Annotated in this window: 22 protein-coding genes, 1 tRNA gene and 2 pseudogenes; 6 read left to right on the top strand and 19 right to left on the bottom strand. The window is 72.3% G+C overall.

What is annotated here, in order from left to right:
- Positions 1 to 68 precede the first annotated feature (68 nt).
- The 3 genes and pseudogenes from AB0A94_RS10475 to AB0A94_RS10465 form a co-directional block, all read right to left on the bottom strand.
- Positions 69 to 830 carry a MerR family transcriptional regulator gene (locus AB0A94_RS10475; RefSeq protein WP_361741810.1) on the bottom strand — a complete coding sequence of 254 codons (762 nt, stop codon included), beginning with the start codon at positions 828 to 830 and terminating at the stop codon, positions 69 to 71.
- Between the two features lie 106 nt (positions 831 to 936).
- On the bottom strand, positions 937 to 1,158 hold the full coding sequence (locus AB0A94_RS10470; RefSeq protein ID WP_361741807.1) for a DUF397 domain-containing protein: 222 nt from the start codon (positions 1,156 to 1,158) through the stop codon (positions 937 to 939).
- A pseudogene (locus tag AB0A94_RS10465) lies at positions 1,151 to 1,347 on the bottom strand (Scr1 family TA system antitoxin-like transcriptional regulator); the annotation flags it as partial. The gene AB0A94_RS10470 and the pseudogene AB0A94_RS10465, both read right to left, overlap by 8 nt.
- Between AB0A94_RS10465 and AB0A94_RS10460 the strand changes: the two are divergent.
- A pseudogene (locus tag AB0A94_RS10460) lies at positions 1,343 to 1,624 on the top strand (hypothetical protein); the annotation flags it as partial. The pseudogenes AB0A94_RS10465 and AB0A94_RS10460 sit on opposite strands and share 5 nt — an antisense overlap.
- Before the next feature lie 76 nt (positions 1,625 to 1,700).
- On the opposite strand, the gene AB0A94_RS10455 reads toward AB0A94_RS10460, so the two are convergent.
- From AB0A94_RS10455 to AB0A94_RS10445, 3 genes are all read right to left on the bottom strand, one after another.
- Positions 1,701 to 2,342 (bottom strand): PadR family transcriptional regulator, encoded by a 642-nt coding sequence (locus AB0A94_RS10455; protein ID WP_361741804.1) that lies wholly within the window; start codon positions 2,340 to 2,342, stop codon positions 1,701 to 1,703.
- Positions 2,343 to 2,405: 63 nt separating this feature from the next.
- On the bottom strand, positions 2,406 to 3,866 hold the full coding sequence (locus AB0A94_RS10450) for an aldehyde dehydrogenase family protein (protein WP_361741802.1): 1,461 nt from the start codon (positions 3,864 to 3,866) through the stop codon (positions 2,406 to 2,408).
- A gap of 99 nt (positions 3,867 to 3,965) precedes the next feature.
- Entirely contained in the window at positions 3,966 to 4,790 is an 825-nt protein-coding gene (locus tag AB0A94_RS10445) for a helix-turn-helix transcriptional regulator (RefSeq protein WP_361741999.1), read from the bottom strand.
- A 398-nt stretch (positions 4,791 to 5,188) separates the two neighbouring features.
- Here AB0A94_RS10445 and AB0A94_RS10440 point away from each other — a divergent pair, with 398 nt between their 5' ends.
- Positions 5,189 to 5,686: an ATP-binding protein gene (locus AB0A94_RS10440; protein WP_361741799.1), complete on the top strand. Its 498-nt coding sequence runs from the start codon at positions 5,189 to 5,191 to the stop codon at positions 5,684 to 5,686.
- Positions 5,687 to 5,777: 91 nt separating this feature from the next.
- On the opposite strand, the gene AB0A94_RS10435 is transcribed toward AB0A94_RS10440, so the two are convergent.
- Complete coding sequence (locus AB0A94_RS10435) at positions 5,778 to 6,062, bottom strand: DUF397 domain-containing protein (protein ID WP_030225010.1); 285 nt, start codon at positions 6,060 to 6,062, stop codon at positions 5,778 to 5,780.
- 479 nt (positions 6,063 to 6,541) lie between these two features.
- On the opposite strand from AB0A94_RS10435, the gene AB0A94_RS10430 reads away from it, so the two are divergent.
- A complete protein-coding gene (locus AB0A94_RS10430) occupies positions 6,542 to 7,021 on the top strand; it encodes a hypothetical protein (protein ID WP_361741794.1) in 480 nt (159 codons plus the stop codon).
- An 82-nt stretch (positions 7,022 to 7,103) separates the two neighbouring features.
- Positions 7,104 to 7,640, top strand: a complete 537-nt coding sequence (locus AB0A94_RS10425) for a DUF4232 domain-containing protein (protein WP_361741792.1) — start codon at positions 7,104 to 7,106, stop codon at positions 7,638 to 7,640.
- A gap of 17 nt (positions 7,641 to 7,657) precedes the next feature.
- Here AB0A94_RS10425 and AB0A94_RS10420 read toward each other — a convergent pair whose 3' ends face one another.
- On the bottom strand, positions 7,658 to 8,782 hold the full coding sequence (locus tag AB0A94_RS10420; RefSeq protein ID WP_361741790.1) for a DUF2786 domain-containing protein: 1,125 nt from the start codon (positions 8,780 to 8,782) through the stop codon (positions 7,658 to 7,660).
- An 86-nt stretch (positions 8,783 to 8,868) separates the two neighbouring features.
- Between AB0A94_RS10420 and AB0A94_RS10415 the strand changes: the two genes are divergently transcribed.
- Both AB0A94_RS10415 and AB0A94_RS10410 read left to right on the top strand, forming a co-directional pair.
- Entirely contained in the window at positions 8,869 to 9,642 is a 774-nt protein-coding gene (locus AB0A94_RS10415; protein ID WP_361741787.1) for a Clp protease N-terminal domain-containing protein, read from the top strand.
- Positions 9,643 to 9,725: 83 nt separating this feature from the next.
- Positions 9,726 to 11,417: a bifunctional 3'-5' exonuclease/DNA polymerase gene (locus AB0A94_RS10410; protein ID WP_361741784.1), complete on the top strand. Its 1,692-nt coding sequence runs from the start codon at positions 9,726 to 9,728 to the stop codon at positions 11,415 to 11,417.
- 89 nt (positions 11,418 to 11,506) lie between these two features.
- Here AB0A94_RS10410 and AB0A94_RS10405 read toward each other — a convergent pair whose 3' ends face one another.
- The 11 genes from AB0A94_RS10405 to topA form a co-directional block, all read right to left on the bottom strand.
- Positions 11,507 to 12,400, bottom strand: coding sequence for a glycosyltransferase (locus AB0A94_RS10405; protein WP_361741781.1), 894 nt, complete (start codon positions 12,398 to 12,400; stop codon positions 11,507 to 11,509).
- A gap of 192 nt (positions 12,401 to 12,592) precedes the next feature.
- Positions 12,593 to 13,543: an RICIN domain-containing protein gene (locus AB0A94_RS10400; protein ID WP_361741779.1), complete on the bottom strand. Its 951-nt coding sequence runs from the start codon at positions 13,541 to 13,543 to the stop codon at positions 12,593 to 12,595.
- Between the two features lie 871 nt (positions 13,544 to 14,414).
- The gene (locus tag AB0A94_RS10395) at positions 14,415 to 15,347 is read right to left on the bottom strand and encodes an ABC transporter permease (RefSeq protein ID WP_361741772.1); all 933 of its coding nucleotides are present in this window, start codon (positions 15,345 to 15,347) and stop codon (positions 14,415 to 14,417) included.
- Entirely contained in the window at positions 15,344 to 16,189 is an 846-nt protein-coding gene (locus tag AB0A94_RS10390; RefSeq protein ID WP_361741996.1) for an ABC transporter ATP-binding protein, read from the bottom strand. Before AB0A94_RS10390 ends, AB0A94_RS10395 begins: the two co-directional genes overlap by 4 nt.
- Before the next feature lie 50 nt (positions 16,190 to 16,239).
- Positions 16,240 to 16,596 carry a transcriptional regulator gene (locus AB0A94_RS10385; protein WP_361741770.1) on the bottom strand — a complete coding sequence of 119 codons (357 nt, stop codon included), beginning with the start codon at positions 16,594 to 16,596 and terminating at the stop codon, positions 16,240 to 16,242.
- Entirely contained in the window at positions 16,593 to 17,111 is a 519-nt protein-coding gene (locus AB0A94_RS10380) for a hypothetical protein (RefSeq protein ID WP_361741768.1), read from the bottom strand. The genes AB0A94_RS10385 and AB0A94_RS10380 overlap by 4 nt, the downstream gene beginning before the upstream one ends.
- A 158-nt stretch (positions 17,112 to 17,269) precedes the next feature.
- Positions 17,270 to 17,343 (bottom strand) — tRNA-Thr (locus AB0A94_RS10375).
- Between the two features lie 119 nt (positions 17,344 to 17,462).
- On the bottom strand, positions 17,463 to 19,055 hold the full coding sequence (locus AB0A94_RS10370; protein WP_361741765.1) for an alpha/beta hydrolase: 1,593 nt from the start codon (positions 19,053 to 19,055) through the stop codon (positions 17,463 to 17,465).
- Positions 19,056 to 19,152: 97 nt separating this feature from the next.
- On the bottom strand, positions 19,153 to 20,358 hold the full coding sequence (locus AB0A94_RS10365) for a DNA polymerase III subunit delta' (RefSeq protein ID WP_361741762.1): 1,206 nt from the start codon (positions 20,356 to 20,358) through the stop codon (positions 19,153 to 19,155).
- Positions 20,359 to 20,446: 88 nt separating this feature from the next.
- Positions 20,447 to 23,614, bottom strand: a complete 3,168-nt coding sequence (gene tmk, locus AB0A94_RS10360) for a dTMP kinase (protein WP_361741759.1) — start codon at positions 23,612 to 23,614, stop codon at positions 20,447 to 20,449.
- Between the two features lie 156 nt (positions 23,615 to 23,770).
- Complete coding sequence (gene topA / locus AB0A94_RS10355) at positions 23,771 to 26,596, bottom strand: type I DNA topoisomerase (RefSeq protein ID WP_361741756.1); 2,826 nt, start codon at positions 26,594 to 26,596, stop codon at positions 23,771 to 23,773.
- Positions 26,597 to 26,751: the final 155 nt, after the last annotated feature.

The following is a 26,751-nucleotide window of genomic DNA, read 5'->3' as shown; positions in this document are numbered from 1 at the left end:
AAGCTGTGAGCCGGTGCCGTACGGAATACGCGCTGGTCGTGGCCCGGGTGTGAGCCGGGCCACGACGCTCAGGCGGTGTGCCGGACGGCGTTCGCGAGGATCGCGTCGCGCATGTAGGCGGCGAGGCCCGGCTTGGCGGCGTCGATGTTCCGCGTGAAACGTTCGTCCGAGACGTACATCTCGCCCAGGCAGGTGTGCATCTCGTACCCGCAGTCGTAGTGGTTGCGGGCGATCCCCTGCCGGTGGTCCTCGGCGGCGTCCATGGCCGCCTCGGAGCCGGCGGGCTCACCTGCCTCCATGAGGGCGACGAAGCGCCGGGTGAGCTCGTCGGCCTCGTTCTGGATGCGCTGCCAGTCCTCCTTGGTGTACGAGGCGGCCCGCTGCTGCGACTGGCGGTAGGCGTCGGTGTCGCCCCAGCGCTCCTGGACCTCCTCCTGGTACTGGTCGGGGTCGAAGTCACCGAAGACCTCGAACTTCTCCTCGGGCGTGAGGTTGATGCCCATACTGCGTGCCTCCATGGCGTGCTCCACGGCCGCCGCCATCTTCTGCAGCCTCTCGATCCGGGCGGTCAGCAGGTCGTGCTGCCGGCGCAGGTGCGCGCGCGGGTCCGCGTCCGGGTCGTCGAGCAGGACGGCGACCTCGTCGAGCGGGAAGCCGAGCTCGCGGTAGAACAGGATCTGCTGCAGCCGGTCGAGGTCGGCGTCGCCGTAGCGCCGGTGCCCCGCGTGGCTGCGCTCGCTCGGGACGAGCAGGCCGATGTCGTCGTAGTGGTGCAGGGTGCGCACGGTGACGCCGGCGAAGCCGGACACCTGTCCCACGGAGTAGCTCACTTCCGCTCCCTTCTCGGTACGCGCTCCAGCCTGGGTCCTCACGCGACGTGAGGTGCAAGCCGGTTACCGATTCGTCCGCGGAGGAGCGGTGGGGCCGCGCAGGCGGTCAGAAGGGGAAGCCGCCGCCCCTGACCGCCGTGACGAACGCCGACCACGCGGACGCCGGGACGATCACAGCGGGTCCCTGGGGGTCCTTGGAGTAGCGCACGGGGACCCCCGCGGGGTGACCATCCAGCACTTCGAGGCAGCTGCCTGCCTCGGGGCCGCTGTACGACGACTTCCGCCGGCCGTCCAGCAGGGCGCCATCCGCTATGAGGGACTCAGTCACAACGTCTGCACTCCTTCGCGATCGCCTGCATCATGGCGGTGGACTCCTTGAGCGGCAGCGCGTCGCTCAGTGCCGGATCGTAGGCCCCTCAAGGCGCGTGACCACAGACGGAGAGTCGTGCACCTTGCCCACCTGGACGCCCTCCGAGTACGCCGACGGTGGCTGATCCTCGAAGGACATCAGCGTGACACACCACGCCCTCACCCCCGCCCGCCTCCTGCCCCGGCCGAGCCCCGAAGGCAAGCCCTGCTACCTCCTGAGCGACGGCGGCGGACGCCTCTCCCGGGCCGCCGACATCGTCGAGGGCGTCCAGCTCGGCATGGCCGCCGATCTGCTCGCCCACCTCGCCGACATGCTCCACGACGACGAGCCCGTGAGCGCCGTCCAGCTCCGCTACCTCCTGGCCCGCATGGGCGAGTCCCTGACCGACGCGTGCCGCATCGCGGAGAGCAGGGGCGCCCGTCTGCGCGTGTACACGGACGTCAAGGAAGGTACGGATCGGGACGGTTGGGGTCACCTCACTGCGCATTGGGCGAACTCGGTCAGCGGTCGTCCCCGGGATGCCGCTCCCCCGACGCGTACGGGTTCTCCTCGCCCTCGGCCAGGACGCCGACGAACGGCTCACCCTCGCCCGCGAAGGTGTAGGCGCCGTCCCTGATGCGCTCGATGAGCCCCCGGGTCCACTCGGCGCCGGTGTCGGCGGAGTGGACCCAGAAGTCCATGATCTCCCCGATGTGGCCCAGCTGGCCGGGGCCGCCCTCGGGCGTGTAGTACTCGGTGACGGACTTGCGCCACTCCCCGATCGCGCGCATCCGCCGCTCGAGGAGCGCGAGGGCCTCCGCGCGCTCCAGGTCGACCATGAGTCCGAGCCCCGCCGACAGCACGTCCGGCTTCTGGTCGTAGGAGGTCAGGGCCTCCCGCAGCAGCCGGAAGTACTCCTCGGTGCCCTGCTCGGTGACCTCGTACTCCGTGCGCGGCGGACCGCCGGCCGTGGACGGCGCGATCTCGTGCGCGTGCAGCAGCCCCTGCTTCGCCATCTGCTTCAGCGCGTGGTAGATCGAGCCGGGCTTGGCGTTGGACCACTCGTGCGCGCCCCAGTACTCCAGGTCGTTGCGCACCTGGTACCCGTGGGCCCGCCCGTGCTGGCGCACCGCGCCGAGCACCAGGAGACGGATCACTGACATGTGCCCAGCCTAGGACCCCCGGGGACCGGCCCCGGGGGGCTGCCCCGCCCGCTCGGAGCCCGCTCAGAACGGGAAGCCGCTCCGGCCGTGCTGCACCGAGATCCACTTCACCGTGGTGAAGGCGTCCAGCATGGTGTCGCCGTTCAGGCGGCCGACGCCCGAGTGCTTCTCGCCGCCGAAGGGGACGATCGGCTCGTCGTGCACGGTGCCGTCGTTCACGTGGAACATGCCGGTGTCGATCCGCTTGGCGAACGCGACTCCCCGCTCGATGTCGCCGGTGTGCACGGCGCCGCTCAGGCCGTACGGGGTGTCGTTGACGATGCGCACGGCCTCCTCCTCGCCGTCGAACGGGACGAGGAAGGCGACGGGCCCGAAGACCTCCTGCCGCAGCAGGGCCGAGTCCGCGGGCAGGCCGGTGAGGACGGACGGCTCGACCAGGTTGTCCCTGCGCGCGCCCCGGACCAGGGCGGTGGCGCCCTCGGCGAGCGCCTGCTCGACCACGCCGGACAGGGCGTCCGCCTGACGGGAGTCGATCACCGGGCCGATGACCGTCTCCGGGTCGCGCGGGTCGCCGGCCTTGAGGGTCCTGACCTTGGCGACGAACTTCTCGGTGAACTCGTCGGCGACCGACCGGTCGACCAGGACGCGGTTGGCGGCCATGCAGACCTGGCCCTGGTGGACGTACCGGCTGAAGACGGCCGCGTCCACGGCGTAGTCGAGGTCGGCGTCGTCGAGGACCACCAGCGCGCTGTTGCCGCCGAGTTCGAGGATCGAGCGCTTGAAGAGGGAGGCGCAGACGGTGGCCACGTGACGGCCGACCGCGTCCGAGCCGGTGAAGGAGATGACCTTCGGTACCGGGTGCTCCAGGAAGGCGTCGCCGATCTCCGCGATGTCGGTGATGACGACGTTGAGCAGGCCGCCGGGCAGGCCCGCGTCCTCGAAGATCTTCGCGACCAGGGAGCCGCCGACGACCGGCGTGTTCTGGTGCGGCTTGAGCACCACGCCGTTGCCGAGCGCGAGCGCGGGGGCGACCGACTTGAGGGAGAGCAGGAAGGGGAAGTTGAACGGGCTGATCACGCCCACGACGCCGACGGGCACGCGGTAGACGCGGTTCTCCTTGCCGTCCACCGGCGAGGGGACGATCCGGCCCTCGGGGCGCAGCGCCAGGTGGACCGCCTCGCGCAGGAACTCCTTGGCGAGGTGCAGCTCGAAGGCGGCCTTCAGGCGCGTGCCGCCGAGCTCGGCGACGATCGCCGCGGCTATCTCCTCCTCGCGCTCCTCGACCAGTCTGAGCGCCTTCTCGAACACCGCGCGGCGCGCGTACGGATTGGTCGCCGCCCACTGCTTCTGCGCGCGGGCGGCCGCCCGGTACGCCTGATCCACCTCGCCGACCGTGGCTATCGTGATCGACGCGAGCTTCTCGTCGTCGTACGGGTTGAAGTCGATGATGTCCCAGGAGCCGGTGCCCGGGCGCCACTCACCGTCGATGTACTGCTGAGCCAGGTCGGTGAAGTACGACGACATGTGATCCCTCGATCCCTTGCTGCATCAGCGGAGCACTGATCGACTGCATGGTCTGATCACACGTCATCGTACTTGTGTCTTATGGGAGTTGCGGTGCGCTCAGGACATGTGCAGCAGCCCCCGCAGGAGGTCCCGGCTCTCCGCGGGGCCCGGGCTGTCGTGCTGGAGCTCCTTGAGCGCCTTCTCGTACTGGGCCACGTCCTCGGCCTTGTCGAGATACAGCGCGCTGGTCAGCTGCTCCAGGTACACGACGTCCGACAGGTCGGACTCGGGGAAGCTGAGGATGGTGAACGCGCCCGACTCGCCGGAGTGCCCGCCGAGGCTGAACGGCACCACCTGCAGCCGGACGTTGGGCCGCTCGGAGACGTCGATGAGGTGCTGGAGCTGGCCGCGCATCACCGCGCGGTCGCCGTACGGCCGGCGCAGGGCGGCCTCGTCGAGGACGACGTGGAACTCGGGGGCGTTCTCCGAGACCAGGTACTTCTGCCGCTCCAGACGCAGCGCCACCCGCCGTTCGACGTCCTCCTCGCTCGCCCCCTTCATGCCGCGCCGCACCACCGCGCGGGCGTACTCCTCCGTCTGCAGCAGGCCGTGCACGAACTGCACCTCGTACGCCCGGATCAGCGAGGCGGCGCCCTCCAGACCCACGTACGTGGGGAACCAGCTCGGCAACACGTCCGAGTAACTGTGCCACCAGCCCGCCACGTTGGCCTCCCTGGCGAGGGAGACCAGCGACAGGCGCTCCTGCTCGTCCGTGATGCCGTACAGCGTCAGCAGATCCTCGACATCCCTGGTCTTGAAGCTCACCCGGCCCAGCTCCATCCGGCTGATCTTCGATTCGGAGGCGCGGATCGAGTAGCCCGCCGCCTCACGCGTGATCCCCCGCGCCTCACGCAGTCGCCTGAGTTGTGATCCGAGCAGCATGCGCCGCACCACCGATCCCGGCTCTCCCGCGCTCACGTTCGCCAGCCTCCCCAACGTCTTCAGGGCCCGCAGTCTGCCACTAAAACACTTCGAGCAGTACTCGCCCGGTTACGGAAACGGAATCCGGCCGAGGGTTACGGCCGGGAACGGGCACGGAACGGGCACGGAGGGAGAAGGAAGGAGCAACGAGGAGGCATGGGAACAGCCGGAAGAGGAAGGGAAGATGACGGAAAAATTGGCCAACAAACCAGTACGGCAGGGACGATTTCGGTCAGCTGCACGTGCATCTGCCCTTGCATCTGCTGTACGCATCCGAAACCATGGTCTCCGCACCACCGCAGCCTCGCTACGACCGCGAATTCCCGGGAGTGCCTCGCATGGGGACGAATGGATCGACCATGCTCGAGCCGTTACGGCAGGGCCTTCCGCCGCTGAACCTCGCGGCCGCGTCCGACGCCGCCTCCTGCGCCCTCCCCGCCCGCTACGAAGCGGTCCGGGAGGCCCGGCAGTTCACCCGCAAGACCCTCGACCAGTGGGACCTCGGCGACCGTTTCGACGACGTGTGCCTGGTCGTCTCCGAGCTGGTCACCAACGCCCTGCGGCACGGTCTGCCGGCCGGCGCCGCGCGGCCGGCGACGCCGGACCTGCCGGTACGGCTGCACCTGATGCGGTGGACCGAGCGGCTGGTGTGCGCGGTGCGCGACCCCAGCGACGACAGCCCCGTGACCCGCGAGTCGGACGACTTCTCCGCCGAGTCGGGCCGGGGGCTGTTCCTGGTCGAGTCCTTCAGCGACAGCTGGGGCTGGCACCCGATGGCCGGCGCGCCGAGCGGCAAGGTGGTCTGGGCCCTGTTCCGGCTCCCGCGCCCCGCCGGCCACCCCTGTCCCGGCTCATGACGAACCGCAGCGCTTCCGGGCGCCGCGGTTCTACGCGCGTCGGCGGCTCCTGAGCCACTCCGGTCCCTTCCGGAGCGCCCGGCGCCGTCGGTCAGCCGGCCACCAGGTGGTCGAACTCGCCGTCCTTCACGCCCAGCAGCATGGCCTCGATCTCCGCGCGGGTGTAGACGAGCGCGGGACCGTCGGGGAAGCGGGAGTTGCGCACGGCCACCTCTCCGCCGGGCAGCCGGGCGAATTCCACGCAGGAACCCTGCGAGTTGCTGTGCCGGCTCTTCTGCCAGGCCACGCCGTCCAGCCCGGTGGCCGCCATGCCGTTGTACACGCCGGACGCGTCGGCACCGTCGTACACGTCACCGTCGTACACGTCGTGGTCCACAGGTCGCTCCCCGCTGGTGCACTGGCTGGTGTGGCCATCGATGCAGTGGTCAACTGACCGGGATCATAGCTTTGTTCACGTGCAGATGCTTGAGCAAATGCACGTGCACGCGGGGTGTTCCCCCGGTTACAGCCTTGACGGCCGAGTGACGCCCGCTTTGACGGACGTTTTACCGAACCCCGCTCCCTAAGAGACGCACGCGGGGGCCTTTGTGTTCCACCGTGTTTCCTTGTGTGTCCTCCGCGTTCCGTGGACGTCGTTCCCGTGCGCGCCGGCCCGCCGAACCGCCGTGAACATGCGGTGCGAGGTGTGTCACGGAGGCTGGTGAGGTGCCGGGCGGGTCCTGTTAGCTGGCGGCTGTCGTCCGGCCGACGGGGCCGGCCACAGCCAGGGGGCTCGCAGTGACTTCGGAGGCTTCGGTGACGTACCAGCCCGCATCGCCGTCATCGCGCGGGTCGCGCTCACGGCGCGCTCGGGTCGTGGCCGTGGCCCTGGGGCTGACCGGCACGCTCGTGCTGACCGCGTGCGGCGGGGGCGGCTCCGACGGCTCGGACGACTCCACGGCCGGCCCCACCCCGTCCACCACGGCGACCGCGGACTCCGGCGGCGGCACCGGGGGCTCCGGCGCGAGCACGGCCCCGGCGAGCGAGCTGGAGGGAAGCTGGCTCACCACGGCCGGCGGCAAGGCCGTGGTCCTGATGGTCAACGGCGGGGACGCCGCCCTCTTCGCCACGGGCGGCACCGTGTGCAGCGGCACCGCGCGGGAGCGGGCCGGTACCCACTCGATCCGCCTGAAGTGCGGCGACGGCACCGAGGAACGGGCGAACGGCACGGTCGGCTCCGTCGGCGAGGACTCCCTGGAGGTCACCTGGGAGGGCGCCCTCGGCACCGAGACGTACACCAGGGCCGAGGGCGACTCCCTCCCGACGGGGCTGCCCCTGGAAGGGCTGGGCTCCTAGCGCCTGTCCGCGGGGCGGAGCAGTGACGGGTGCGTGATGATGACCGGTGGGCACCTCCACGAAACCCCAGAGGATCACTCTCATGCGCATCACGCCGATCGCCGTCCCCGCCGCCCTTGCCGCGCTCCTCCTGCTGACCGCCTGCGACAGCGCGGGCGGCGACGGGGACGGCGACGGGAAGCGGGAGAGCACCGCCTGCTCGGTCGACACGGTGAGCATGGAGGTCGGGCCCGCGAGCGTCGCGCCGGCCGCCGGGGACACCGGTGAGGTTCCCGTCGTCCTCACCAATCAGAGCGCCGCCTGCACCCTGGACGGCTTCCCGAAGGCGACCCTGGTGGGAGTCAGCGATTCCGCCACCTTCGGGGTGCCGCCGGCCGAGGGCGCCAAGGCGCAGAAACTGACCCTGGCCAAGGGCGAGTCCGCGTCCTTCACCCTCACCTATGAACGCGGCACGCGTGGCAACGGCGCCTTCAACGCCGAGAACTTGCAGGTCGAGCTGCCCGGTGACTCGAGCGGCCCCGGCGTCCGGAGCTTCCGCTGGACGTACGGTCCGGTCGCACACGACGGCCAGGGCGGCCACAAGATCTCCGTGGGCGCCTACCAGCAGGCGGGCGACTAGAACTCCCGGGAAGGCGACTAGAACTCCCGGGGAAGGTGCGGGCGCGCCCTGACCTGTGCGTCGTCCGCCGCGCGGGCACCCTCTTCCCAGCCCGCCGCGTCGCTCACGCCGCGCAGCCGGGTGGTCGTCGTCTCCGGGAACAGCCGGTCCGTCCGCTCGGTGACCGCCACCGCGCGGGAGGCGAGCACCGGCAGCAGGTCGTCGCTCACCTGGGTCTCGGCGACGGCCGCGAGGCGCGTGCCCACGCGGTGCGCGTAGGCGGCGAGGAAGGATTGCCGGAAGGTCTTGGTCCGCTTGCGTCCGCCCGCCCGCTGTGCGGCCTCCGCCCTGGTCATCGCCGTGGTGGCCTGCACCAGCAGTGAGGTGTAGAGGAGTTCCACCGCCTCCAGGTCGGGAGCGAAGCCGACCACGGTGGAGAAGCCGAGCGGTTCGTTCCACACGGCCCGGCAGTGGTTCGCGCCGGCGACCGCGTCCAGCAGCACCGCCTTGGCCTGCTCGTACGGCGGCTCCACCCCGATCCGGCAGGCGCCCGGCGCCCGGGCCGAGGGCTCCCGCGCGGCGAGCAGCGCCTCGTCGACGCTGTGCCGCGCCATCAGCTCCTGCGCCTTGGCGCTGAGCGCCTCCGCCTCGTCCGGGAACCCGGTCGCCTCCGCCTTGGCCAGCAGCGCGCGGATGCGGCCGAGCACGCGGGACTCCGGCCGCCGGTCCCGTGGGTCCGGGGCGGCCGTCTCGTCGAGGGGCTCGAGGGCGGGCAGGCGCAGCAGCAGGCGGTACAGCTCCAGGACGGCCGTGGCGTACGGGAAACGGTCGCCGCGCGGGGCGTCGTCCGCCCCGAGCGCGTCCAGCTGGGCCTTCCACCGGGGCCCGCGCGTCCGGTCGTCGCGCGGTGCCTGCGCGCGGATCAGCGCGGAGACGAGCCGTACGTGGACGTCGTCCAGCTCGCGCCGGACGATCCGCACGACATCGGCGGGCTGCCAGCCGCGCCGCCAGGCGGTCGCCACGAACTCCTGCCCCCGACGGGCGAGTTCGGCGTCGGCCGCCGGGTCGGCGGCGAGCAGGGATGCGCCGGCGTCCAGGGCGGTGTCGCCGGTGTCGTAGAGGGCGGCACGGAAGGCGCGGTCGACGGTGCTGGACGTACTCACGGACCGATCGTGCCATGCCCCCGGGATTCACCCGCAAGTGTCAACTTCGGGTTGACACCCTCTGACTGTCAACTTACGGTTGACACATGACGACGAACCCGACCATCAAGTCATCCGTGCGTCTCGACGACCTCATCGCAGCCATCAAGAAGGTCCACGAGGAGCCCCTGGAACAGCTCCAGGACGCGGTGCTCGCCGGTGAGCACCTCGGCGACGTGGCCGACCACCTGATCGGCCACTTCGTGGACCAGGCCCGGCGTTCGGGCGCCTCCTGGACGGACATCGGCAAGAGCATGGGCGTCACCCGGCAGGCGGCCCAGAAGCGGTTCGTGCCCAAGGAGGGCAACGACCTCGACCCGAACCAGGGCTTCGACCGCTACACGCCCCGCGCCCGCAACACGGTCATGGCCGCGCACAACGAGGCGCAGGCCGCGCGCAACGCCGAGGGCCTGCCCGAGCACCTGGTCCTGGGTCTGCTGGCCGAGCCCCAGGGACTCGCCGTGAAGGCGATCGCCGAGCAGGGCGTCACCGTGGACGCGGTCCGCGAGGCCGCCCGCGCGGCGCTCCCGCCGGCCGTCGAGGACGCCCCCGAGCTGGTGCCGTACGGCCCGGCGGCCAAGAAGGTCCTGGAACTCACCTTCCGCGAGGCCCTCCGCCTCGGCCACAACTACATCGGCACCGAGCACATCCTGCTCGCCCTGCTGGAGCACGAGAACGGCAAGGGCCTCCTCAGCGGCCTCGGCGTCGACAAGACCGCCACCGAGCGGTACGTCGCCGACATGCTGGCGCAGTACGTCGAGACCCGGACGGAGGGCGAGGGCGAGGACGAGAGCGGGAGCGAGGCCGTGCAGGAGGGCTGAGCTCCAGCGGCCGGTCAGGGGCCGGCCGGTCAGCGGCCGATCAGGGGCCGGCCGTTGTCAGACCCCCCTGCCACACTCGCAGCATGGCCGACCGGTGGGCACTCGCTCCGGCCGAGGAAGGTGGCGTGGACGTCGCTCCCCTCGGTCCGGACGGGCTGCCCGCCGGTCCGGTGCTGCGGGAGCCGGACCTCGCCGAGGCCGTCCGGAGCCGTCCCGGTGTCACGCGGTGGGTGTGGCGGTCCACCGCCGAGGTCTACCCGAGTCTGCTCGCCACGGGGGTGCGAGTGGAGCGGGCCTACGACATCGAGGCCGCCGAGACGCTCCTCCTCGGCCACGAGGGGCGGTACGGGGAACCCCGTTCGGCCGCGGCGGCGCTGGCCCGGCTGCGCGGCGGCCCCGTACCGCCCGATCCACCGCAGCGCCAGGCCGAACCGGGCGCCCAGTCCTCCCTCTTCGAACCCCAGGGCGTCCGGCTGCCGCTGACGGACCTCCTCGCGGTCTACGCCGAACAGCAGCGGCGGACCGACGCGACCGCGCACCCGGGCCGGATGCGGCTGCTGACGGCCGCCGAGTCGGCGGGGACGCTGGTGGCCGCCGAGATGAACCGCGCGGGACTGCCCTGGCGGGCGGACGTGCACCGCGCGGTGCTGCACGACCTGCTCGGCGAGCGGTACGCGGGCGGCGGCGAGCCACGCCGGCTCGCCGAGCTCGCCGACGAGGTGTCCGCCGCCTTCGGTCGCCGGGTCCGGCCCGACCTGCCCGCCGATGTGGTGAAGGCCTTCACGCAGGCCGGCGTCAGGATCGCCTCGACCCGCCGCTGGGAGATCGAGTCCGTCGACCACCCGGCCGTCAAACCGCTGGTCGAGTACAAGAAGCTGTACCGGATCTGGGTCGCGCACGGCTGGTCCTGGCTCCAGGACTGGGTGCGTGACGGTCGGTTCCGGCCGGAGTTCCTCGCGGGCGGGACGGTGACCGGCCGCTGGGTGACCAACGGCGGGGGCGCGCTGCAGATCCCCAAGGTGATCCGCCGCGCGGCCGTCGCCGACCCCGGCTGGCGGCTCGTCGTCGCCGACGCCGACCAGATGGAGCCGCGGGTACTGGCGGCGATCTCCCGCGACCCCGGGCTGATGGAGGTGGCCGGCCGGGAGACCGACCTGTACCAGTCGGTGTCCGACCGCGCCTTCTCCGGCGACCGCGCCCAGGCCAAGCTCGCCGTCCTCGGCGCGGTCTACGGCCAGACCTCCGGCGACGGCCTGAAGAACCTCGCCGCGCTCCGCCGCCGCTTCCCCAGGGCGGTGGCCTACGTGGACGAGGCCGCCCGCGCGGGCGAGGAGGGCCGGCTCGTACGGACCTGGCTGGGCCGCACCTGCCCGCCGGCCGCCCGTACGACGGACGACGCGACGGAGGAGGCGGGCATCCCGGTCGCCGAGGAGGACCAGGAGTCCGCTGCCCGCCCGTGGGTTCCGGGCTACGCCTCGACCGACGCCCGCGCCCGTGGCCGCTTCGCCCGCAACTTCGTCGTCCAGGGCAGTGCCGCCGACTGGGCCCTGCTGCTGCTCGCCGCGCTGCGGCAGACCCTGAGCGACATGGCGGCCGAGCTGGTCTTCTTCCAGCACGACGAGGTGATCGTGCACTGTCCCGAGGAGGAGGCGGAGACCGTGGTGGCGGCGATCCGGCGGGCCTCGGATCTGGCCGGACGGCTGACCTTCGGGGAGACACCGGTGCGGTTCCCGTTCACGACGGCGGTGGTGGAGTGCTACGCGGACGCCAAATGACCAGGTCACCGGCCGGCCCCCTCGTCGTTCCGCCCGCCGGGGCGGACGACCGGTGGCTCATCGGGGCGGACGACCAGTGGCCGTACGGGTCAGATGATCGGTGGCCGTCCGAGCCGGGTGAGCCGCCACACCGTCCGCCAGCTCATGGCCCGCCGCTCCCCGGCCGGCTCCCGCAGCCCTTCCGTGAACCCGCCGAACCAGGCCCGCAACCCGCTGGCCGACCGGTTCCGCACCACGGTGAGCAGCATCCACACCCCGAGATGGACGGGGACGAGCACGAGCGGCAGCCGCCGCCTGGCCAGCCACACCCGGTTCCGGGCGTTCACCCGGTAGTAGATGGCGTGCCTGGCCGGCGAGGTCTTCGGGTGCTGGAGCAGCAGTTCGGGCGCGTAGAGGATCCGCCACCCGGCGTCGGCGGCCCGCCAGGCAAGGTCGGTCTCCTCGTGCGCGAAGAAGAACGCGGCGGGCCAGTCGCCGATCTCGTCCAGCATCGCCATCCGCAGCGCGTGCCCGCCTCCGAGGAACCCGGTGACGTACCCGCCGCGCATCGGATCCGACTTCCCGACCCGGGGCACATGCCGCCGCTGGGTCTCCCCCCGTTCGTCGGCGATCCGGAACCCGACGATCCCGAGCCGCTCGTCGGCGGCGTACAACTCCCCCACGCGGCGCAGCACATCGGCGTCGACGAGCAGCCCGTCGTCGTCCAGCTCGACGACGACGTCCACGTCCCCGAACTCCCGCAGCCGTGCGATCGCCGCGTTCCGTCCGCCGGGACAGCCGAGGTTCTCCTCCAGCTCCACGGTGGTGACCTCACCGGGGAGCGACAGCCGCCGGGCGAACTCGGGCAGCGGGCAGCCGTTGCCCACGATCACGATCCGCGCGGGCGGAAGGTCCTGCTTGGCCACGGACTCCAGCAACGCGTCCACCTCAGCCGGCCGGTTCCCCATGGTCACCACGGCGACGGCGATCCTCGGCGTCTCCACGTCCTCACCTCACCATCCCGGCCGACGACTGCGTCCGCGATGCTAGCCGTTCACACCACGGCCGCCCGTGGTAGGCCGCACGGACGCCTCCGTGCCGCGTCGCGTGGCGCACGTTCTCCTACGGAGCGGGGCGGGACGGTGTTCACCGGGCGGGCCGGGGTGAGGAAGCAGGAGGTGAGCGGAGGTCTTCGTTCAGGAGGGCTTGACGACGGAGACGACGGACCAGCGCAGCGCACTCGACCCCGAGCCGCAGCGCACCACCTGAAGCCTGGCGTCGTTCCCGGCGGAACCGCCGCCGACCACACTCATGCACAGGTCGCTCGCGGCGTTGCGGATCCGGTAGCCCCCCGGCCGCGGGTCCAGCCACCAGAGCTGGTTGTCCGCCGCCGGCCTGCAGTGGTACTCGGTGACCTTGGTCCCGGGGGCGACACTGCCGTAGTTCGGCAGGTCCATGCACATCCCGTCCTTGCGGTTCCTGATGACGAACAGGCTCGCCCCCTGGGGTCCGCCGTCCGCGTCGGCCACCTCCAGGTCCCAGAGCTGGTTGTCCTGGGTGGTGGGCCGGCAGTCGAACTGGCTCACCGGGCCGTCGACCGAACCCCTGTCGAAGTAGGGCAGGTCGGCGCACTTGCCGGTCGCGACGTTCTTCAGCTGCGCGTTGACCCGGGTGGAGAGGGCGTTGGCCAGTTGCCGGGCGGTGATCGCGGGGGACTTGTCCGCCTTCGGCGTGGCCTTGCCCTCGGCCGTCTTCTCGGTGTCGGGCCGGGGTGCCGCCTTCTCCTCCTCGGCGTCCGCGGTGACCGAAACGGAAGGCTGCGGGGCGGACTTGGCCCGGGCGTCGGCCTTCGCCTCGGGACTGCTCGACGACGCCGAGGGTGACGGGGATTCGGCCTGGTAGTCGACGGCCGGGAGGTCGTCGGACGTACCGGGGTCGAGGGTCGTTCCGCCGACCGGTGCCGTCTCGACCGTGCGCTCGTCGTCGCCACTCAGCGCGAGTACCAGGAAGGGTACGCAGATCAGTACCGCGCCCACGAGGGCGGCCGCGGCGACCATGGGGCCGCGCAGGCGCCCCGGGGCCGACTCGTCGGCGGCCGTGTCCGCGTTCGCGTCGCCCGCGCCGTCACCCTTCCCGGCCAGGAGCACACCGGCCGCCGCTTCGGATTCCGCTCCGCCGGACTCCGCCGTCTGCCCCTGCTGTGGTTCCTGCCGCCGCTGTCGTTCTTCCTGCCGCCGCCCCTCCTCGTCGGCCGCCGGTTCCGCGGCGGCGGACCGGGAGCGCCATCCGATGCGCCGCCCGGGGGCGGGTTCAGGGGCGGGCTCGGAGGCGGGCTCGGGGGACGACGCGATCGGTACCGAGGCGTCCGGACCGGCAGCGGAGTCGGATTCGGGGGCAGGAGCAGCGGCAGAGGCAGGAACGGGAGCGGGAGCGGGGGCAGGCTCTGGCGTACGCGGTCTCAGGTCCGCGCCGGGGTCCTTGCCCGGCGCGGGCACGGAAACCGCACGGCGGACGGCCACGGAAGGCGTCGTCTCTCCGGCCGGGGGTTCGTGCTGACGTGGCATGAACACTGCTCCTTGTCGGGGGTGGGGGTGGACGGTGCGGTGTCGTCAGGGGGCGCCCACGCTGCCGAACGGTCCGGCGCGGCGAGCCGGCCGGCACCGGTGTACGGCGCCCGGCCGAACGGCTGCTCCAGCGACTCACGGGTCACTCAACTAACTCTGGATTACACCTGGTTGCGCCCAAACCCCGAACGGATGAACGTAGGACGACACGGGATCACGTTCGCCCGTCGGCCACGTCGGGGGATTCGCTGCCGGGACCGGCAGGCGCACTCCACTCACGCACTCGGCTCCGTCCGGCCCCACAGCACGGTCCGCCGCCCCGACCGCGGTGGGAGCACGGCGGGAGCACACGGAGCCGACCGCCGGTCCACGGGAGTTCCCCTGGAGCGGATCCCGGCCGGCAACGCGGCCCCGGCCTCCACGAGGCCGGGGCCGACGTCCGGGCGGCCGGAGCCTACGCGGGCATCGCCCCGCTCCGTTCCGCCTTGCGGTGGCGGTCGGACAGGCGGGAGCCGGACTCGCGGCGGGCGGCGCGGCGCAGGAGGGGGACCGCGAGGAGGAAGCCGAGGACCGCCCAGGCGGTCAGGACGAGGGCGACCATGGGCAGTTCCCAGGAACCGGCCGGCTCGGCGGCCCGCGCGGCATCCGGCAGCAGCGCCGAACGCAGGCCCTGGGCCATCCACTTGAGCGGGAAGACGGAGGCCACCTGCTGGACCGGCACCGGCAGCGAGGTGATCGGGAAGGCCGTTCCGGAGGTGATCAGCAGCCCCATCACGGGCAGCATGATCAACGCCAGCGCCTCGCGCGGATTGGGCAGGACGGCGCCCAGGGCCGCGCCCAGCGGTACGACGGCGAGCAGCCCCAGCGTGGTGACCCACAACAGCGTCAGCCAGCCGTCCGGCCCCTGCGGCAGCGGCCCGTCCGCCAGCAGGGCCGCGGCCACCAGGAACAGGGCCAGGGTGCCCACCGCCGTGACGACCACCAGCAGGCACTTGGCGACGAGGTAGGCCGGTATCCCGCCGGGTGTGGCGCGCAACCGCAGCAGGGCTCCCTCCTCCCGCTCGGTCACGAGCATCTGCGGGAGGTTGAGCAGCCCGATCTGGAACAGCAGATAGGCGGCGAAGCCCGCGAGCGCCAGGTGGGCCATCGGGGTCCGGGTGCCGGGGACGTCGTCATCGATGTAGGCGACGACCAGCAGCGCGACGGCCACGTTGAGCAGATGGCCGGACATCTCCTTGGAGTTGCGCAGGAGGTGCCGCAGCTCGATGCCTCCGCGGAGGAACCCGGCACGCCAGTAGGGGCGGGCGGGGCGGCGTGGGCCGCCGCCCGTCCCGCCCGGCGCGTCCTCCTGTATGCCCTCCTGTGCGTCCTCCTGTGCGTCCTTCATGTGGCCGCCGCCTCCCCGTCCGTGGTGCCGTCCTTCTGATGGACCATGTGCAGATAGGTGTCCTCCAGCGTCGGACGGCGCACCTCCAGGCCGGCGATCGGGCCGTCCGCGTCCCGGTGGAGTTCCCAGACCAGCCGTGAGGGGTCCGCGGTGCGTTCGCGGCGGTACGTCCCGTCGTCGGCCGTCCAGCGGACCTCGGCCTGCGCGGCGGCCCGCCGGGCCAGTTCCGCCGGGGTGCCGCAGGCCCGGATCCGGCCGCCGACCAGCATGGCGATCCGGTCGGCGAGCCGCTCGGCCTCCGCCAGGTCGTGGGTGGTGAGCAGGACGGTGACGCCTTCGTCGCGGGCCAGCCGTTCGACCAGGACGTGGAACTCGTGCCGCGCCTCCGGGTCGAAGCCGGTGGTCGGCTCGTCCAGGAACAGCAGCTCGGGGCGGCCGACGATGCCGAGCGCGACGTCCAGCCGCCGGCGCTGCCCGCCGGACAGCCGGTCCACCTGCCGGCCGGCCTGGTCGGTGAGGCCGACCAGGGCCAGCAGTTCGGCCGGGTCGCGCGGGTGGGGGTAGTACGTCGCGAAGTGGGTCAGCAGCTCGGCGACCCGCCAGCGGCGGTGGTCGCGCCAGGACTGCAGGACCAGTCCGATCCGGCCCCGCCAGGCGTCGTCGCCCCGCTCCGGGTCCGTGCCGAGGACGCGGACCTCCCCGGCGGACCGCCGTCGGAAGCCCTCCAGGATCTCCACGGTGGTGGTCTTCCCGGCCCCGTTGGGCCCGAGCAGCGCGAACACCTCACCGCGGTGGATCTCCAGATCGACGCCGTGGAGGACGGCGACATCGCCGTACGCCATGGTCAGATCGCGGGCCCGGACGACGGGGTGGGTGGTCGCGGTGGGTGCCGTCACCGCGCTGCCCCCACATGGGACCGGCCTTGTTCCGCCCCGGCCTCGCCCGGTGGCGTGCGCCCGGCTCCCTCGACGATCGCGCGGAGCGCCGCCACATGACCGTCGAAGGCGGTGCGGCCCCGGTCCGTCAGCCGCACTTTCGTACGCCGCTTGCGGCCGCCGCCCTCCTTCTGGATCTCCAGGTACCCGGCCTCTTCCAGGGTGTGCAGCTGTTTGGAGAGGGCGGAGTCACTGAGCGAGAGGCTGTCGCGGACGAACGCGAAGTCCGCCCACTCGGTGGTGGCGAGCAGCGCGACCACCGACAGCCGGGTGGCCGGATGGATCAGCTCGTCGAAGCCGGCGGGCGTGCTCATCGGCCCTCCCCCGCACGGGCCGCCGCTTCACCGCGACCGCGCAACGAGCCGACCGCCCAGCGATTGGCCGGCACCGCGAAGAGCACGAACACGCTCGCCGAGACCGTGGCCTGGATCGCACTGGCGGCCATCGGCCCCCACGGCAGCGCCTCGACCAGCCGGCCGGACAGCAGCACCGTCCCGCCGGTCACGGCCATCCCCCCGAGGAACACGGCGGACGCCCGCCAGTCGTAGCGGGTGCGGTGCAGCCGCACCCGGCTCCTGCGATTGTGGATCACGACCACTCCGGCCAGCAGCACGACGTACCCGGCGAGAGCCAGCCAGACACCCCACCGGGGCAGGTCCAGGCCCAGACCGGCCAGGAAGACCCACATGATCACGGCCGTGGCGTAGGTCGCGCCGGGGTCACCGAACGCACTCCGCTCGACCTCGTCGTACACCCGCTCCTGCGGCACCCGGATCCGCTGCAGGTCCCTCCAGGCCTGCTCGGCGTCCACCGGCACACTCACGACCATCGCCTCCCCACTTTTGCTTTCCCGCCAGGAAAGCTAACCCTCGACTTTCCCAGAAGGCAAGTCAGGGGATCGACGCCGATCCCGGCAGAGGACGCGACGAACAGCCCCGGAACACGAAAAAACCCAGGCCACACGGAGTGTGACCTGGGTTCGCGATGAGCCGCCTTCGGGATTCGAACCCGAGACCTACGCATTACGAGTGCGTTGCTCTGGCCATCTGAGCTAAGGCGGCGCGCTGCCTGCACCATGGTGCGATCAGCGACGTCGGTAAGTCTACACAGTTTCCGGGGGTGCTTCGTACCGGCCCCGGAGGCGGGCCGGAGCGGCTGCCTCCGGGGCCGGTAACACCGGCTATGAGCAGCGCTTTCCGTCCTTCGGCGGGGTGCCGGCGAGCAGGTAGGTGTTGATCGCGGAGTCGATGCAGGCGCTGCCTCGGCCGTAGGCGGTGTGGCCGTCGCCCTCGTAGGTGAGGAGGCGGGCCGAGGAGAGCTGGCCGGCCAGGGCCTCGGCCCAGCGGTACGGGGTGGCCGGGTCCCGGGTGGTGCCGACGACGACGATCGGGGCCGCGCCCTTCGCCTCGATGCGCCGGGCCTCGCCCGTGGCCCGCACCGGCCAGTACGCGCAGTTCAGCGAGGCCCAGGCGAGGCCCTCGCCGAACACTGGGGACGCCTTCTCGAAGGCGGGGAGCGCCCGCCGCACCTCGTCCGGGGAGTCGAAGGCGGGCGGGAGGTCGAGGCAGTTCACGGCCGCGTTGGCGAACATCAGGTTGCTGTAGTCACCGTTCGCGTCACGTTCGTAGTAGCTGTCGGAGAGGAGGAGGAGTCCGGCGCCGTCGCTCTCCTTCATCGCGGCCGTCAGCGCCTCGCGCAGCTGCTGCCAGGCGCCCTCGTCGTACATCGCGGCGATCACGCCGATCGTCGCGAGCGACTCGGTGAGCCTGCGGCCGTCGGCGTCACCGGTGGGGACCGGACGGGCGTCGAGCTTCTCGAAGAACGCCTTGAGGTTCCTGCCGACCTGCTCGGGGGCGGTGCCCCGGCCGCCGAGCGGGCAGTCGCTCCGCCGCACGCAGTCCTCGGCGAAGGCGGTGAACGCCGTGTCGAAGCCCTCCGTCTGTTCCAGGTTGAGCCGGCGCGCGGGCAGCGAGGGGTCCATCGCGCCGTCCAGGACGAGACGGCCCGCCCGGTCCGGGAACAGGCCGGCGTAGGTCGCGCCGAGGAAGGTGCCGTACGAGGCGCCGACGTAGTTCAGCTTCTCGTCGCCCAGCGCGGCCCGGACGATGTCCATGTCCCGGGCCGCTTCGACGGTGGACACGTGGCGCAGCAGCTTCGGCGCGTCCGCCCCGCAGCCCTCGGCGAACTTCTTGTACGACGTGACCAGCGCGCCGGTCTCCTTCGCGTCGTCCGGTGTGATGTCCGTCCGCGTGTACGCGTCCATCCCGGGCCCGTCCAGGCACTCGACGGGTTCGCTGCGGGCGACGCCCCGCGGGTCGACGGCCACCATGTCGTAGCGGGCGCGCACGTCGGACGGGTAGCCGATCCCGGCGTACGCCTGGACGTAGCCGACCGCCGAGCCGCCCGGGCCGCCGGGGTTCACCAGCAGTGAGCCCAGCCGCTTTCCCGGGCCCGTGGCCTTCTTGCGGGTGAGGGCGAGGCGCACGTCACCGGACGTCGGTTCGGCGTAGTCGAGCGGGACCTTCAGCGTGGCGCACTGGAAGCCGGGGACTCCGCAGTCGCGCCAGGCCGGTTTCTGCTCGTAGTACGGCGTGAGGGCCGCGGGTGTGGAGCGGGGCAGGGGGGCGAGGGCCGCCGCCGCTTCCCCCGCCGCCGCACTGGCCATGCTCGGGCTGTCCCCCGAGGAGCAGCCCGAGATCAGCAGTGCGGCGGCTGCGAGCAGAGCGATTCCGGTTCCGGTGCGGGTCCTGCGATGGGTACGCCTTGTGTGCATACCGTGAGCGTAACTGTGTGCAACAGGACAGGTGCTCTGTGCGCACGCCGTGCCTCGTACGAGTTACCGTGTCAAGCCACTGGGCGGATGCCCTGGGTCAGCCCGCTCTGAGGGCCATCGTCATCGCCTCCACCGCAAGTAGCGGGGCCACATTGCGGTCCAGGGCCTTGCCGCACGCCGCGATCGCCTCGATGCGGCGGAGCGTGGACTCCGGGGAGCTGCCGCGGGCCATGCGCTCCAGTACGTCCTCGGCGTCGCCGTTGGCGATGGCGACGCGGGAGCCGAGCTGGAGGGCGAGCACGTCCCGGTAGAAGCTGGTCAGGTCGCTCAGCGCGACGTCGAGGGTGTTGCGTTGTGTGCGCGTTTTGCGACGCTTCTGATCGGCTTCCAGATCCTTGAAGACGCCTGCCGTGCCACGTGGCAACCGGCCGCCCTGGACCGCGCCCAGGGCCTCCCTCAGCTCCTCGGTCTCCTTGGCGTCCGTCTCCTCGGCGAGCTGCTTGGCGTCCTCGGCCGCCACGTCGACCAGCTCCTGGGCCGCCTTGAGCGCACTGCCGATGTCCTCGACCCGCAGCGGCAGTTTGAGCACGGCGGCCCGGCGTGCGCGGGCGGCCGGGTCGGTGGCCAGGCGACGGGCACGGTCGACGTCGCCCTGGGTGGCGCGGGCGACGGCGGCGGCGACGTCCGGTTCGACGCCCTCGCGCCGGACGAGCATGTCGGCGACGGCGTCCACCGACGGCGTGCTCAGGTTGAGGTGGCGGCAGCGGGAGCGGATCGTCGGCAGGACGTCCTCGATCGAGGGGGCGCACAGCAGCCAGACAGTACGGGGGGCGGGCTCCTCGACGGCCTTGAGGACGGCGTTGCCGGACTTCTCGTTCAGCCGCTCGGCCTCCTCGACGAGGATGACCTGCCAGCGACCGTTCGCGGGTGAGGTGAACGACTTGCGGACGGTCTCCTTCATGTGTTTGTAGAGGATCTCCGCGCCCATGGCGACCACCGTGTTGACGTCCGCGTGAGTGCCGATCAGCGCGGTGTGGCAGCCGTCACAGAAGCCGCAGCCGGGGGCTCCGCCCAGGGCCCGGTCGGGGCTCACACACTGCAGCGCTGCGGCGAAGGCCCGTGCCGTCTGTGTCACTCCCGCGCCCGGCGGGCCCGTGAACAGCCAGGCGTGCGTCATCCTCGACGCCTCCGGCGGGGGCGCGCCGGCCGCCGCGGCGGTGACGAGCGCGTCCGCGTCGCGGGCGGCGCCGGCGAGCCGCTCGCTCACCCGCTCCTGCCCGACGAGGTCGTCCCACACGGTCATGGGTCAGCCGGTCCTTCCGTCACGTCTGCCTTACCGGATCCATTGTGCGGGTGGGCACCGACAACGCCCGCACCCGCGGACCGGACGGTCAGCGCCGGCGCCCCCGGCGGCCTCGGCCCTCGCCCTCGTCGTCCTGCTCGTCGTCGCCGTCGTGCGGGCCCAGCAGCTCGTCGGCCAGCGTCGGCAGGTCGCCCAGCGGGGTCTCCTCGGCCCAGTCCGAACGCTGCCGGCGGCGGGGCACGCCCTCGGCGTCGATCCGGGGCAGTTCGCGCGTGCGGTCGTGGGGACCGTCGGTGGCCTCGGGGCCGCTCTCCGGGCGCTCGTCCCGGAAGTAGCCCGGCGGCAGCCGGTCCGCGGATCCCCTCCCGTCCTCCCGCACCGGAGGCAGCACCGCCGTCTCGTCCGCCGCGCCCGGCGCAACCGACGGCTTCGGCAGTTCGGCCGTCACCTCGGCGTCGGACATCCCGGACCGGCCGGACCGCTGCCCAGCGCCCTCGTCCGGCACCCGGGGCAGCACCGCGGTCTCGTCGACCGGCCCGCCCGACGCGTTCGTCGGCGTCACCACCGGCGTCGGCACGGTCGCCGCTTCGTCAGCCGCTCGCCGAGGAGCGGCATCGGGGGCGCCCGTCGTCCTCGGTCCCGCCTCCGCCGCGGCCGCCGCCTGTTCGGCCAGCCGCCGGGCCTGCTCCGCGCGCAGCAGCGCCTCCTCGGCCTTGCGCTGCTTCTCCAGGCGCAGTGCCTCGGCCTCGGCGCGCAGCCGAGCCTCCTCCTCGGCCTGCTTCCGGCGGCGCTCCTCCTCGGCCTTGCGGCGGGCCTCCTCCTCGGCGCGCGCCTTCTCCTCGGCGAGCAGCCGCTGCCGCTCCTCCTCCGCGCGCCGGCGCGCTTCCTCGGCCCGCTGCCGGGCCTCTTCCGCCTGTCGTTCCGCCTCGCGCTGCTGGGCTTCCTCAAGCTCGCGCCGCTTGCGTTCCTCCTCCTCGGCGCGCAGCCGGGCGAGCTGCTCCTGGCGCTCGCGCTCCAGGCGCTCCTCCTCGGCCTTGCGGGCCGCCTCCTCCTCCGCCTTGCGGCGGGCCTCCTCCTCCGCCTTGCGGCGTGCTTCCTCGCGGGCCCGGATCTCGGCCTCGGACAGCGGCAGCACCCGGTCGAGCCGGTGCCGGATCACCGTGGTGACCGCCTCCGGTTCCTGGCCGGCGTCGACCACCAGGTAGCGGCCGGGGTCGGCCGCGGCCAGCGTGAGGAAACCGGCCCGCACGCGCGCGTGGAACTCGGCGGGCTCCGACTCCAGCCGGTCCGGCGCCTCGGTGAAGCGCTCCCGCGCGGTCTCCGGGGACACGTCCAGCAGCACCGTCAGGTTCGGGACCAGCCCGCCGGTCGCCCAGCGGTTGATGCGGGCGATCTCGGTCGGCGACAGATCGCGCCCGGCGCCCTGGTAGGCGACGGAGGAGTCGATGTACCGGTCGGTGATGACGACGGCGCCGCGCTCCAGGGCGGGCCGTACGACGGTGTCGATGTGCTCCGCGCGGTCCGCGGCGTACAGCAGTGCCTCCGCGCGGTGCGAGAGGCCGGCGCTGGAGACGTCCAGCAGGATGGACCGCAGCCGCTTGCCGACCGGGGTCGCCCCGGGCTCGCGGGTGAGCACGACCTCGTGGCCCTTGGCCCTGATCCAATCGGCGAGGGCCTCGGCCTGGGTGGACTTCCCGGCGCCGTCGCCGCCCTCCAGCGCGATGAAGAAGCCGGAGGCGGCGGGCGTCTGGTCCGGGTCGTCGCCGCCGAGCAGCGCGTCGCGCAGGTCCTGCCGCAGCGGCACGCCGGAGCGGTCGTCGACCTTGGCCAGCACCAGCGCGGCCACCGGCAGCAGCAGCGCGCCGACCAGCATCAGCGTGAAGGCGGCGCCGCCGTGCGCGAAGACGAACCGGCCGTTCTCCAGCCGGTGCGGTCCGATGGCCGCGGCGACCATCGGGGCGATCACCGCGGCGAGCGCCACGAAGACCCGGACCACGGCGTGCAGGTGCTCGGTCGTACGGGCCCGGCGCTGCTCCTCGGTCTCCTGGTCGAGCAGCGTGTGCCCGGTGTTGGCCGCCAGGCCCGCGCCGACACCGGCCAGCGCCATGATCAGCAGCACGCTGGTGACGTCCGGCACGAGTCCTGCCGCCAGCAGCGCGACGCCCGTGAAGGCGAGGGCGAGCGCGAGCAGCCGGCGCCGGGACAGGGCCGGCAGTAGGGCGGGCGCCGTACGGATGCCGACGACGACACCGCCGGTCAGCGCGCCCACCAGCAGGCCGTACAGCACGGGGCCGCCGCCCAGGTCCTTGGCGTGCAGCACCGACACGGCGACGGCGGCCGCCACCGCGGCGGCGACGGACGCGGACGCGAACACCAGGAGCGGCATCGCGCCGGTGCGGCCCTTGTCGGAGCCTGCGGCGCTCTTCGGGCGGCGCAGTCCCTCCAGCGGCGACCGGGCACGCGGGGTGCGCGTGCCGGGCAGTTCCAGGAAGGTCAGGACGGACAGCGACGCGGCGAACAGCCCGGCCGCGACGTACGAGGCGAGGGCCGCCCGGTGTTCGCCGAACCAGTCGATCCCGGTGCCGAGCAGGTTGTTGATGAGGGCCGCGACGACGAGCGTGACGGCCGCGAGCGGTATCGCCACGAAGCTCGTGCGCAGCGACAGCCGGCGCAGCGCGTCCATGTGGTCGGGCAGCGGGCGCACGGTCGCGCCCTCCGGGGGCGGGGCGGGCAGCAGGGCGGGCGCCGCGCTCTCCCGGCACACCGTCCAGAACCGCTCGGCGACACCGGTCACGAAGGCCGTGACGAGGAGGACGGCCGGTGCGTCCTCGGGCGTCCAGTCGATCCACAGCGGCGCCACGATGAGCAGCGCGGCCCGCAGACCGTCCGCGCCGACCATGGTCCAGCGGCGGTCCAGCGGTCCGTCCTGGGAGGTGAGCGAGGCGAGCGGGCCGAGGAGCACGGCGCCGAACAGCAGCGTCGCCAGGACGCGCACCCCGAAAACGGTCGCCACTGCGAACGCCACGCCCCGGTAGCCCCCGCCGAAGGCTCCCTCGGCGACCGCCGCCTGCAGGGTCAGGAGGACCAGCACCAGGAGGGCGAGGACATCACCGACCCCGCCCACGAGCTGCGCACTCCACAGTCGTCTCAGCTGCGGTCGGCGCAGCAGGGCGCGGACGGCACGCTCGCGGGAGTCCGCGACAAGGGCGTCGTCGGGGGCCGGCTGAGGGGCCGTTGGCTGCTCGGCTCGCGTCATGCGTTCAGACTATCGGCCCGAACCGACAGTCCGGCGCGACGCGCCTGACATGCTCACGCCCCGACATCGAAGTGTTGTCGGGGCGTTCGCATTCCGAACCCCCGGCGAAGACCGAACAGAAGGATCGGCAGGAGGTCCGGGCGTGGTCCGGAGGGCTCAGTCCTCCGCCGCGTTCGAGGCGGTCGCCTTCTTCGCCGCGGTCTTCTTCGCCGTCGTGGTCTTCTTCGCCACGGCCTTCTTCGCCACGGTCTTCTTGGCGGCCGTGGCCTTCGCCGGCGCCTTCTTCGCCGGCGCCTTCTTGGTGGCCTTCTTCGCCGTCTTCTTGGCGGGGCCCTTCGCCCGCTTCTCGGCGAGCAGCTCGAATCCGCGCTCCGGCGTGATCGCCTCGACGCTGTCGCCGGAGCGCAGCGTCGCGTTGGTCTCCCCGTCGGTGACGTACGGCCCGAAGCGGCCGTCCTTCACCACGACCGGCTTCTCGCTGACCGGGTCGGTCCCCAGCTCCTTCAGCGGCGGCTTGGCCGCGGCCCGGCCTCGCTGCTTGGGCTGGGCGTAGATCGCCAGCGCCTCCTCCAGCGTGATCGTGAAGAGCTGCTCCTCGGACTGCAGCGACCGCGAGTCGGTGCCCTTCTTCAGATACGGCCCGTAGCGGCCGTTCTGCGCGGTGATCTCCTGGCCCTCGGCGTCGGCGCCGACCACGCGCGGGAGCGACATCAGCTTCAGCGCGTCGTCGAGCGTGACCGTGTCCAGGGACATCGACTTGAAGAGGGAGGCCGTACGCGGCTTGACCGCGTTCTTGCCGGTCTTCGGGGTGCCCTCGGGGAGGATCTCCGTGACGTACGGGCCGTAGCGGCCGTCCTTGGCGACGATCGCGTGGCCGGTCGCCGGGTCGGTGCCCAGCTCGAAGTCGCCGCTCGGCTTGGCCAGCAGTTCCTCGGCGAGCTCGACGGTCAGCTCGTCGGGCGCCAGGTCGTCCGGGATGTCGGCGCGCTGGTGCTGCTCGGTGTCCTTCTCGCCGCGCTCGATGTACGGGCCGTAGCGCCCGACCCGCAGCACGATGTCGTTGCCCACCGGGAACGACGACACCTCGCGCGCGTCGATCGCGCCCAGGTCGGTCACCAGTTCCTTGAGACCGCCGAGGTGGTCCCCGTCGCCGTTGCCGGCGTCGGCCGCGTCACCGTTGCTCGCGCCCTCGCCGAAGTAGAACCGCTTCAGCCACGGCACCGCCCGCGCCTCGCCCCGCGCGATGCGGTCGAGGTCGTCCTCCATCCGTGCGGTGAAGTCGTAGTCGACGAGCCGCCCGAAGTGCTTCTCCAGCAGGTTGACCACGGCGAAGGAGAGGAAGGACGGCACCAGGGCCGTGCCCTTCTTGAACACGTAGCCGCGGTCGAGGATCGTGCCGATGATCGACGCGTACGTCGACGGGCGGCCGATCTCGCGCTCCTCCAGCTCCTTGACCAGCGACGCCTCGGTGTAGCGGGCCGGGGGCTTGGTGGCGTGCCCGTCGACCGTGATCTCCTCGGCGGTGAGGGCGTCGCCCTCGGAGACCTGCGGCAGCCGGCGCTCGCGGTCGTCGAGCTCGGCGTTCGGGTCGTCGGCGCCTTCCACGTACGCCTTCAGGAAGCCGTGGAAGGTGATCGTCTTGCCGGACGCGCTGAACTCGACGTCCCGGCCGTCGGCCGCCGTGCCGCCGATCCGCACGGTGACGGAGTTGCCGGTGGCGTCCTTCATCTGCGAGGCGACGGTCCGCTTCCAGATCAGCTCGTAGAGCTTGAACTGGTCGCCGGTCAGCCCGGTCTCGGCGGGCGTGCGGAAACGGTCGCCCGAGGGGCGGATCGCCTCGTGCGCCTCCTGCGCGTTCTTGACCTTGCCCGCGTAGGTGCGCGGCTGCGGGGGCAGGTAGTCGGCGCCGTACAGCTGCGTCACCTGGGCGCGGGCGGCGGCGACCGCCGTCTCGCTCAGGGTCGTCGAGTCCGTACGCATGTAAGTGATGTAGCCGTTCTCGTACAGCTTCTGCGCGACCTGCATGGTGGCCTTCGCGCCGAAGCCGAGCTTGCGGCTCGCCTCCTGCTGCAGCGTCGTCGTACGGAACGGGGCGTACGGTGAGCGGCGGTACGGCTTGGACTCGACGGAACGCACGGCGAACCGCGTGTTCTCCAGGGCGGCGGCGAGCGCGCGGGCGTTCGCCTCGTCGAGGTGGAGGGTGTTCGCGCTCTTCAGCTGTCCCAGGGAGTCGAAGTCGCGGCCCTGCGCGACCCGCCGCCCGTCGACGGTCTGCAGGCGGGCGACAAGGGACGACGGGTCGCTCGCGTCCCCGGCCCGGCCGGTCGCGAAGGTGCCCGTCAGGTCCCAGTACTCAGCGGAACGAAACGCCATGCGCTCGCGTTCCCGCTCCACCACCAGCCTGGTGGCGACGGACTGCACGCGGCCGGCGGACAGCCGGGGCATGACCTTCTTCCACAGGACCGGCGAGACCTCGTAGCCGTAGAGGCGGTCGAGGATGCGGCGGGTCTCCTGGGCGTCGACCAGCTTCTGGTTGAGCTGGCGCGGGTTGGCCACGGCGGCGCGGATCGCGTCCTTGGTGATCTCGTGGAAGACCATCCGCTTGACCGGGATCTTCGGCTTGAGCACTTCCTGCAGGTGCCAGGCGATGGCCTCGCCCTCGCGGTCCTCATCGGTGGCGAGGAAGAGTTCGTCGGACTCCTTCAGCAGGTCCTTCAGCTTCTTGACCTGGGCCCGCTTGTCCGCGTTGACCACATAGATCGGCTGGAAGTCGTGATCGACGTCCACACCGAGGCGGCGGACCTCGCCGGTGTACTTCTCCGGCACCTCGGCGGCGCCGTTGGGAAGATCGCGAATGTGCCCGACGCTCGCCTCGACGATGTAGCCGGGGCCGAGGTAGCCCTTGATCGTCTTCGCCTTGGCAGGCGACTCGACGATGACGAGTCGGCGGCCGCCCTTCGCGGTCTCGCTGGTCGGGGACAACTTCGCTCTTCTCTCCGGTCGGCGCTTGGGGCTCCCCAGGCGGTCTCCCCGGGGTCGGGTCATGGTGACGCTGCGGAGTGTGACGGTACATCCCGCCCTCGTGTCAAACGGGAAAAGCCCGCAACGGCCACTCGAACGGTAACCCGACTACCACC

The organism is Streptomyces sp. NPDC044984 (assembly GCF_040646935.1).
GTDB lineage: Bacteria > Actinomycetota > Actinomycetes > Streptomycetales > Streptomycetaceae > Streptomyces.
Note: the sequence above shows the minus strand (reverse complement) of the source record. Positions and strands in the feature narration are given on the sequence as shown.

What these genes read in the sequence shown, in the direction of transcription:
- AB0A94_RS10455 (WP_361741804.1), bottom strand. Translation starts at nt 2,342, where the DNA reads ATGTCAGTGATCCGTCTCCTGGTGCTCGGCGCGGTGCGCCAGCACGGG.
- AB0A94_RS10450 (WP_361741802.1), bottom strand. Translation starts at nt 3,866, where the DNA reads ATGTCGTCGTACTTCACCGACCTGGCTCAGCAGTACATCGACGGTGAG.
- AB0A94_RS10445 (WP_361741999.1), bottom strand. Translation starts at nt 4,790, where the DNA reads ATGCTGCTCGGATCACAACTCAGGCGACTGCGTGAGGCGCGGGGGATC.
- AB0A94_RS10440 (WP_361741799.1), top strand. Translation starts at nt 5,189, where the DNA reads ATGCTCGAGCCGTTACGGCAGGGCCTTCCGCCGCTGAACCTCGCGGCC.
- AB0A94_RS10425 (WP_361741792.1), top strand. Translation starts at nt 7,104, where the DNA reads ATGCGCATCACGCCGATCGCCGTCCCCGCCGCCCTTGCCGCGCTCCTC.
- AB0A94_RS10415 (WP_361741787.1), top strand. Translation starts at nt 8,869, where the DNA reads ATGACGACGAACCCGACCATCAAGTCATCCGTGCGTCTCGACGACCTC.
- AB0A94_RS10410 (WP_361741784.1), top strand. Translation starts at nt 9,726, where the DNA reads ATGGCCGACCGGTGGGCACTCGCTCCGGCCGAGGAAGGTGGCGTGGAC.
- AB0A94_RS10395 (WP_361741772.1), bottom strand. Translation starts at nt 15,347, where the DNA reads ATGAAGGACGCACAGGAGGACGCACAGGAGGGCATACAGGAGGACGCG.
- AB0A94_RS10390 (WP_361741996.1), bottom strand. Translation starts at nt 16,189, where the DNA reads ATGGCGTACGGCGATGTCGCCGTCCTCCACGGCGTCGATCTGGAGATC.
- AB0A94_RS10385 (WP_361741770.1), bottom strand. Translation starts at nt 16,596, where the DNA reads ATGAGCACGCCCGCCGGCTTCGACGAGCTGATCCATCCGGCCACCCGG.
- AB0A94_RS10380 (WP_361741768.1), bottom strand. Translation starts at nt 17,111, where the DNA reads ATGGTCGTGAGTGTGCCGGTGGACGCCGAGCAGGCCTGGAGGGACCTG.
- AB0A94_RS10370 (WP_361741765.1), bottom strand. Translation starts at nt 19,055, where the DNA reads ATGCACACAAGGCGTACCCATCGCAGGACCCGCACCGGAACCGGAATC.
- AB0A94_RS10365 (WP_361741762.1), bottom strand. Translation starts at nt 20,358, where the DNA reads ATGACCGTGTGGGACGACCTCGTCGGGCAGGAGCGGGTGAGCGAGCGG.
- tmk (WP_361741759.1), bottom strand. Translation starts at nt 23,614, where the DNA reads ATGACGCGAGCCGAGCAGCCAACGGCCCCTCAGCCGGCCCCCGACGAC.